5 protein-coding genes are annotated in these 7,714 nt (G+C 52.9%); 2 read left to right on the top strand and 3 right to left on the bottom strand.

What is annotated here, in order from left to right:
* The coding region (locus Q0X28_RS08500; protein WP_298577648.1) for a hypothetical protein at positions 1–209 on the top strand (209 nt) is incomplete at its 5' end.
* Between the two features lie 85 nt (positions 210–294).
* Here Q0X28_RS08500 and Q0X28_RS08505 read toward each other — a convergent pair.
* The 3 genes from Q0X28_RS08505 to Q0X28_RS08515 all read right to left on the bottom strand — a co-directional run bounded on the left by Q0X28_RS08505 (position 295) and on the right by Q0X28_RS08515 (position 6,185).
* A complete protein-coding gene (locus Q0X28_RS08505) occupies positions 295–2,853 on the bottom strand; it encodes a YfhO family protein (protein ID WP_298577650.1) in 2,559 nt (852 codons plus the stop codon).
* A complete protein-coding gene (gene wecB / locus Q0X28_RS08510; protein ID WP_298577652.1) occupies positions 2,853–3,929 on the bottom strand; it encodes a non-hydrolyzing UDP-N-acetylglucosamine 2-epimerase in 1,077 nt (358 codons plus the stop codon). The genes Q0X28_RS08505 and wecB overlap by 1 nt, the downstream gene beginning before the upstream one ends.
* A 111-nt stretch (positions 3,930–4,040) precedes the next feature.
* Positions 4,041–6,185 (bottom strand): acyltransferase family protein, encoded by a 2,145-nt coding sequence (locus tag Q0X28_RS08515; protein WP_298577654.1) that lies wholly within the window; start codon positions 6,183–6,185, stop codon positions 4,041–4,043.
* A 279-nt stretch (positions 6,186–6,464) separates the two neighbouring features.
* Here Q0X28_RS08515 and Q0X28_RS08520 point away from each other — a divergent pair.
* The coding region (locus Q0X28_RS08520; RefSeq protein ID WP_298577658.1) for a nucleotide sugar dehydrogenase at positions 6,465–7,714 on the top strand (1,250 nt) is incomplete at its 3' end.

The following is a 7,714-nucleotide window of genomic DNA, read 5'->3' on the forward strand; positions in this document are numbered from 1 at the left end:
ACTATAACGGGCGGGATACAGACATGATGCGCCCGGGGCTTTATAACGTGCCGCTCCGAAAGGGCTTTGAAAAAGTCGACCAGGGGGGTAGTGCAGCGATTTACAAGATCAACTTCTGCTCTTCGCCTGATCGACCCGACTACTACCCATTCGAACGCACTGCTACCACCTGCATTTTGGAAGGCAGGCAAGAGGCCTGTATCGAGTAAGTTTCTATTCTCGATTGGTAATGAAAATGCGGTTGCACAAGTCAGAAATGCTGTGCAGCCGCACTTTGTTAGCAGACTATAGAACTTATGCGGCGGGCTGATCTCCCTCAGTCGAATGTGTTTGACGCCTGCGCAGCCTAGTTACCAGACTCGGCGTAAATAGTAGGAGGAGAGATAGGGTAGCTATCCCGATTCCAGCCTTGAAGAGCGGGGGAGTGAAGCCGCATTGAATGGTCGTAGCATCTGAAACGACTGCAGATAGTAAACCAGCTCGACTAGACACCGGAATTGGCTTTTTATCAGCGGAACAAGACCACCCATCGACCGCCGGAGTAGCCAAGACGAATTCCCCAGAAACTGGCTGCGCAAAAGTAGCCGTTACCTTTTCTGCCTGAATTACAAGGCCAGATGGGCCCACAATTTTCTCTGTGCCGCGCAGATACTCACTAATATCGGCGCAACCAACAAACAGGTTTTCATTTAGTGTTCTGTCCGCTGCCATATGTAGCGTGAAACTTTGGGTAGCTTCCGTAGCTTGACCGATCTCGCCCAGCAGGCCGTCCGACGAAGCGGCAACACCGTTTACTTCCTCGATGTGATATCCCGTGGGGGCGTCGGAAATCCTGTCATAGCGATGCACTCCGGCAAACACTGTTGTGCCCGGCTTACATGACGTGGAAAACAAGTAGGTTTCGCCCTCGCGCAGATCCGTTTCCTCTGCAAGAGTCGCGGCATTTTTAACGCTAACAGGCTCGAAATGGTACAGATTTGGTGCGTTACTAAGAGACGAACGGCTTTCATATTCTGTGGGCATTGCACTGTTGTTCGGGGTGAACTGGTCGGGATAGACCCGAGCCATCGGAAGCGTCGGTAGGCCATTTGGGGAGGCAACTGAAAGGACGCCCTTGAGGATGGAGTCTTCCGGTAGCCACGAGAAACGCGCTCCGTTGCTCGTCACCATTCCCAAAGAGGTGAGGGAGTTGGCGTACTGAGACGTGACTGCCGTCGAGTAGTAGTCAGTTCCAGGGTAAATGTAGCGGGCAGATAAGTTGTCAGTAGCGTGAAAATCCGTGAAGTCATCGTGTATCCAACCTAGCCGGTGGGTGGGCCACTCAGCGGCAGCAAGGCGCTCACTCAATTCGATTCGTTTAGCTTCAACGCTAGTGTTAATTATCTCGAATCGAGGAATGCTCTCCTTATCTACAAGAACTCCCGTCTCAACATATTCAAAACTAACTGCTATCACTAGCAGAGCTGTAGATGCGCGCCCAAGCAGAACCGCCGCCTTGCGGATTGGATACCATCTGGCAACCATAATGACGGCGAGCAAGGCACAGAGCAAAAACACGTAGGCGGCCATGGTCGTGCGACCGGCAGTGGGGAAGCCAACCAGGTTCCAACGCTTTAGCAGCAGTAATACGATAGCTGGACCAAGTAGCACAACGATGACAACTTGGCCCCAGTTCGGACCATCCAGTTGCTTGCCATTACCCAACCGGTTGTTACCGGTTTTTGATTCCCACGCTAAAGTAGCCGTCACTACCACCCAAGCGGTGATGACAAAAACCCAACGATATGGCGTACCATGCGGAGTTTGGAACAGGTTCCAAACGATTTGTGCCTTCATATTAGTCAGAGACAAAAGCAGCACCGCAGTTGTGATCAGCCAGACTATCTTGAAGCGCAAAGTCAAATCTCGGGTAAAAAAGAAGGCGGCAAAGAGCGCTAACGCGACAAAACCTGTGTACAGCGGTGGCTCGTAGGTAATCGTAGTCGTAAACGGCAGTGTTCGGATTCCAGCAACTGATTTGCCGAAAATAATGAGTTTTTCTACGGACTCATACCCTACGCCTTGAAACAAGGCATTAATGGTGGGTAAGAGGATAGGGGCAGTAGTGGCCACACCCAGGACGCCACCTGCAACAAAGCGCGCCACATTTTTTAGCCCTTGTTTGAGACCATCCAACCCCAACGCCAAGGTGATGGAGAATAGGCCCGCCACAATACTGGCCATAAAGGCCACGTAATAATTTGCCCACCACACTAGAGCCACCGCGCCGCCGGCCAGGATCCACCTGGGTCTTGGTTTGCGCATTTCTAAAGCGGCAAAAAAGAGTAGCGGGATCCCATACAAGACGTCGAGCCACTGAGGAATGAACTGTCCGAGTTCGAACACCCAGCTAGAGCACGCGTATCCAACAGAGATTATAAGCGGAATGATGCCGGTGAAATCTGGCCTCAAATAATGCATCAAAAGTCGCATGAGGCCGGCAGCTAAAGCGACTTTTAGCAGAATGCTGATAAGAAAAGCAGCAAGTATCTGATGACGTGGAACCAACAGAAGAACAAGAGGTGTTATTGGCCCGCCAAGATAGGTGGCGTAGTCCGGAATCGAAGAGACACCTAATCCCAAGTTCCATGAGAAAGTCAGCCCTGAAAGTCCGCTATCCTGGAGAATCTGATCTCTAAATCGTGAATAGAACGGCAGGTATTGTGCTCCAAAATCGTGGACTCTGCCGCTGTACGTCCCGAAGGGATAGACGCCAGCTTTTAGTCGTACAACCAGGTGCACTAGTACCGCGCCAAGAGCGCTCGCAGAAAATATGGAAATTCTGTGAGCTAATGGGCTTGTCTTCACCCGCATCACTGCGCCTTCGTTGAATATTCTCGCAACACTTCAACTACGCGCTCAGCTGCGTGACCATCACCGTATGGTGCGATATCAGTATCGGCCGGACGTGGACGGGACGCGGCTTCAACTAGCTTCGCGCCGGCATCGACGAGCACATTCCAGCCAGCTTCAACAGTTTCTACCCACTCCGTTTGTGGGCGAACCGTGGTACACGGCGTGCGTAGCAGGAACGCTTCCTTCTGCAAACCGCCCGAATCAGTAATCACGCCGCGAGCATGCATCGTGGAAGCAACAAGATCAGGGTAGGCCAGGGGAGCGTGAACCTTTAGATTCCCCCGCTCAATAGTTAGGCCGTGCTCCTTGGCTTTAGCTACCAGGCGAGGATGCGCCAGGATCACCACCGGGTGGTCCACCTTGCCCAGTGAATCAAGCACCGCATCCAACTGCGCCTTAGTGTCGGTGTTAGCGGGGCGGTGGATCGTAGCCAACGAATACTCACCCTCAGAAAAACCAAATTCTTGCATAATCGGGCTCGGCTTATCCGCAACCTTAGCGCGGGTTTCCGCCAGCACGTCCGTCATCACGTCGCCCACAACCACAGTGCGGTCAGCCAGCCCCTCTTTGGCAAGGTGCTTCGCCCCAACCTCGGTGGGGGCAAGCAGCAGATCAGCAGCATGGTCAGTGAGCACGCGGTTGATCTCTTCTGGCATCTGTCGATTAAACGAGCGCAAACCGGCCTCAAGATGGGCAATAGGGAAGTGAAGCTTCACCGCAGACAATGCAGCCGCAAGAGTGGAGTTTGTATCGCCATAAACCAGCACCCAATCAGGCTCATGCTTCAAGATCACTTCATCCATTGCAGCGAGCATCGCGCCAGTCTGAACGCCGTGTGAGCCGGAACCAACACCAAGGTGCTCATCGGGGGCTGGAATGTTCAGCTCCTCGAAGAACACATCAGAGAGCATCGGATCGTAGTGCTGACCGGTGTGAACAATGACGTGTTCTACGCCAGCGCGTTCACAGGCATGCGCAATCGGAGCAAGTTTTACAAACTGAGGGCGCGCGCCCACCACAGACATGATTTTCATGCCTCAATCTTATACAAGGCGTTTGCCCATACAGACTTAGCGGGCGCGCATCACACAAGTCGTACCAAAAGATTCCTCTTGCCACGAAAGGTCCGGCGCAGTTAGTGGGTGCTATTGAAATAGGTCAGGCACGAAATCTTGGAGGGCTTGTTCAAAGAACGGCCGAGTTGTACTAGCGTAAGCCTCCGTTACGTGGTGGGTATCACGCCAGACTATTACGTTTCCGATAATCGGTTGAAACTCGCCATCAACTTCCAAGATTTCGGTGGTGTCTAGATAGTAACCATTAGATGCCAAGCTAGCGGGATGTTTATGATCAAATTCGGCAGAGTACTGGTACTCGTCCTTGCGAGGTGCGCATCGACTGTAGGCTTGAGGCTTCCTTAAATCTGCCCGTTGTTGTAGGCACTCTGATGGATTGAATGTAAAAATCGGATTATCTCGCAAAAGGAGTAGAGGAATTCCTTCGAGTTCTTGCCATGCAGCCGCTTGACTTTCACGTATTTGTTCCGGCATGCCGTGCTGTAAGGAAGTGCCGAGGGTGACAATCAGATCTGGCTCGATTTCGTTACGAAGCATGGCGACGGCTTGTTTATTCCACTCAATGCACTGCTTATTGATGTCCAGCTCAGGTTCGTAAACATCTTGATCCAGGCCTAGTTGACACCCGCTTCGTTCCAAAAGAATGAGTCTCCAATTATATTGCGCTGCCATTTCCGCAAACGCAGGCCACCATTGTCCAACGTGGGAGCCGCCCGTTAGCACAACAGTTTTCTGTGCGTTTTCGGCGCCAAACTCGCAAGTAGTTGGAAAAGTACGGTTTGTGCTGTTGGCAGGAACACACGCCTCTTCACTGTCCGAGTTGCCTGGAGCGAAAAAGTACACTTCAGGCACTTTCACTAGAGCGATGTCTATGTCAGGAATGGGCTTCGCTGGTGCTGTTTCGAGGTCGAATATCAGAGCTTGCGCTCCCAGATGTCCCGTGTTGGTGACGGACTGTTTATAGACGGCTAATCGTTGTTCTAAACGGGCTTCACTCACGAGCGTGGCCCAATGGAAAACCCCTGCGCCTGTGAGCATTACGGTGATGGCAAGAAGAACGGCGATTTTGTTGTTCTTCAATAAGGATAAAGATGCAACTCGGTCTTCAAAGAGTTTCTTGCCCATTGTTCCTAGAGCCAGGCTCGCAGTGAATACGATCACCGCATCGAAAACGCCCAACTTAGGTTTGGCAAAATAGTTCAAGTAGAAGATGATTACCGGCCAGTGCCATAGGTAGAGCGAGTATGAGATGTCTGCCAGGAACTTGATGGGCCGGATCTGAACGAGGCGGTCACCGCCCCAACTCGTGTAGCTCTTTCCACCCGTGAGGAAGAGGAGCAGGCCGCCTACAGGAAGGAGTGCTTGCGGGCCGGGGAACACCGAAGCACCGTCAAACAAAAACCCAGTGGAGAGCAACATGATTAGACCGACCCATGTCAGGCAGGCCCTCGTCACGCTATTAAGCCGGAACTTCGAAATGGTCAGTCCAAGGATGCCAGGCAGCGTTAGTTCCCACAGCCTAGAGATAGAAGAAAAATAGTTCGCCTGTTGAAACACACCTTGATGCCACCATGCATAAAGGAACGATCCAACTGTGACGGCCCCGAGGAAGATCATCAAAGCTTTTCTGGGATCCCGTCCAGCCTTGACCAATGGCACAGTTAAGAGCATGAATACGAACGGCATCAGGATGTGGAACTGAACTTGGATCGAAGTGGACCACAAGTGTTGCAAAGCAGAAGTGCCGGGGCCGGCTACATCATAGGCAAGTTGAGATCTGACCAGCTCAATATTCTCAGCGAATAGCACGGATGCTCGCAGCTCGGTAAACAATTGTGGATGGAAAGCTGCTCCCAATACCAATGGGCCAACGATCCCAATGAACAGCAACACTGGTATTAGCGGAGCAAGCAGACGCCTCGCTAATCCGCCGAAACGCGACATCAGCGGAATGAACCCGCCTCCGGCCACAGCGCGCCGATACAGTGAGGGGACGGCAAGGAAGCCGGTTATAGCAAGGAAAATGTCGATACCGCCCGAAACCCGGCCATTGCCGAAAATGTGGAAACTTACCACCAGCAGGATTGCGATTCCACGAATTCCGTGGAGTTCATCCCTCCACTTTCGACCATCTGAAAAAGGTATCGAACGGTCACTCTCGCTCTCGGATACTGACTTCAGAAAAGCCGCGCTCACAACAAACCCAATCAACATTCGACAACGTTCTAAGCGAGTATATGGAGGAATCTGCGCCGCACGAAAAACCTGTGCGTGTCTTCCTAAGTGGGTTCGATCTTGTGTATTAGAGGATGCACATCGGGAAAGTGCGAATTTGCGAAGCCAATCAGGTCGCCGAAATATGGGCAGTGAGAGTGTTCTTGAAGCATATGCAACACGTTCCGCGGCCTTTTAGGAGGGTCCTAAATGACGACTGGCCCGGTGTTAAACTTGGCAGTGACTTGATTCTTGAAAATCTTTGAAATGGAGAAGCGCATGCGTATCGCCGTAGTCGCCATGGGGAAGATCGGTTTGCCCCTGGCCGTACAGTTCGCAGATTCTGGCCATGAGGTAATCGGCGTTGACGTGAACGAAAAAACTGTTCAGATGATCAACGATGCGAAGGAGCCTTTCCCGGGTGAAGCACACTTACAGGAAAAGCTCTCGCAGCTCGTTCCCGCAGGAAAGCTGCGCGCCACCACCGACTACTCCGATGCGATCCCTGGCGCGGATGCGGTTGTGCTCGTAGTTCCTCTCTTCGTCAATGACGAAACTTGGGAACCGGACTTCGGCTGGATGGACGCAGCCACCAAGTCTTTGGCAGAAAACCTCACGCCCGGTACGCTCATCTCCTACGAGACCACGTTACCGGTGGGCACTACGCGTGGTCGCTGGAAGCCAATGATTGAAGAAATCTCCGGCCTTAAAGAGGGCAAAGACTTCCACCTCGTGTTCTCCCCAGAACGGGTTCTTACCGGTCGCGTATTCGCCGACCTTCGCCGCTACCCCAAGCTCGTTGGTGGCCTAAGCGCGGAAGGTACTAAGAAGGCCATTGCGTTCTACGAATCAGTTCTTCAATTCGATGAGCGCCCTGACCTGGACCGCCCCAATGGAGTGTGGGACCTCGGTTCCGCTGAAGCTGCAGAAATGGCGAAGCTCGCTGAAACCACGTACAGGGACGTTAACATCGGCCTTGCAAACCAGTTCGCAGTATTTGCCGACCAGCAGGGCATCGACGTACAGGCAGTCATCGACGCCTCCAACTCCCAGCCCTACTCGCACATTCACCGCCCCGGTATTGCCGTTGGTGGACACTGTATTCCGGTTTACCCGCGCCTCTACCTATCCACCGACCCGCACGCCTCGATCGTCCGCACGGCCCGCACATTCAACGCTTCCATGCCGGAATACTCCGTTAAGCGCCTCGAGAGCGTTCTCGGTGGCCTCGAAAATATGACCGTTGTTGTGCTTGGTGCTTCTTACCGCGGCAAGGTGAAAGAAACCGCGTTCTCAGGCGTTTTTGCAACTGTTGATGAACTGCGCAAGCGTGGCGCTAAAGTGCTTGTGCATGACCCGATGTTCACCGATGAGGAACTCGCTGGCTTTGGCTGGGAGGCTTACAAGATGGGTGAGCCTGTTGATGCTGCCATCGTGCAGGCGGATCACCCCGAATACAAGACCATCACCCCGGCTGATTTGCCCGGCATTAAGGTGCTGTTTGACGGCCGTCGCGTAACTGACCCGCA

The organism is uncultured Lawsonella sp., from assembly GCF_947252745.1.
Lineage (GTDB): Bacteria > Actinomycetota > Actinomycetes > Mycobacteriales > Mycobacteriaceae > Lawsonella.

Bases quoted from the DNA above. Each gene is read 5' to 3' on its own strand.
- wecB (WP_298577652.1), bottom strand. From the start codon at position 3,929: ATGAAAATCATGTCTGTGGTGGGCGCGCGCCCTCAGTTTGTAAAACTT.
- Q0X28_RS08515 (WP_298577654.1), bottom strand. From the start codon at position 6,185: ATGTTGATTGGGTTTGTTGTGAGCGCGGCTTTTCTGAAGTCAGTATCC.
- Q0X28_RS08505 (WP_298577650.1), bottom strand. From the start codon at position 2,853: ATGCGGGTGAAGACAAGCCCATTAGCTCACAGAATTTCCATATTTTCT.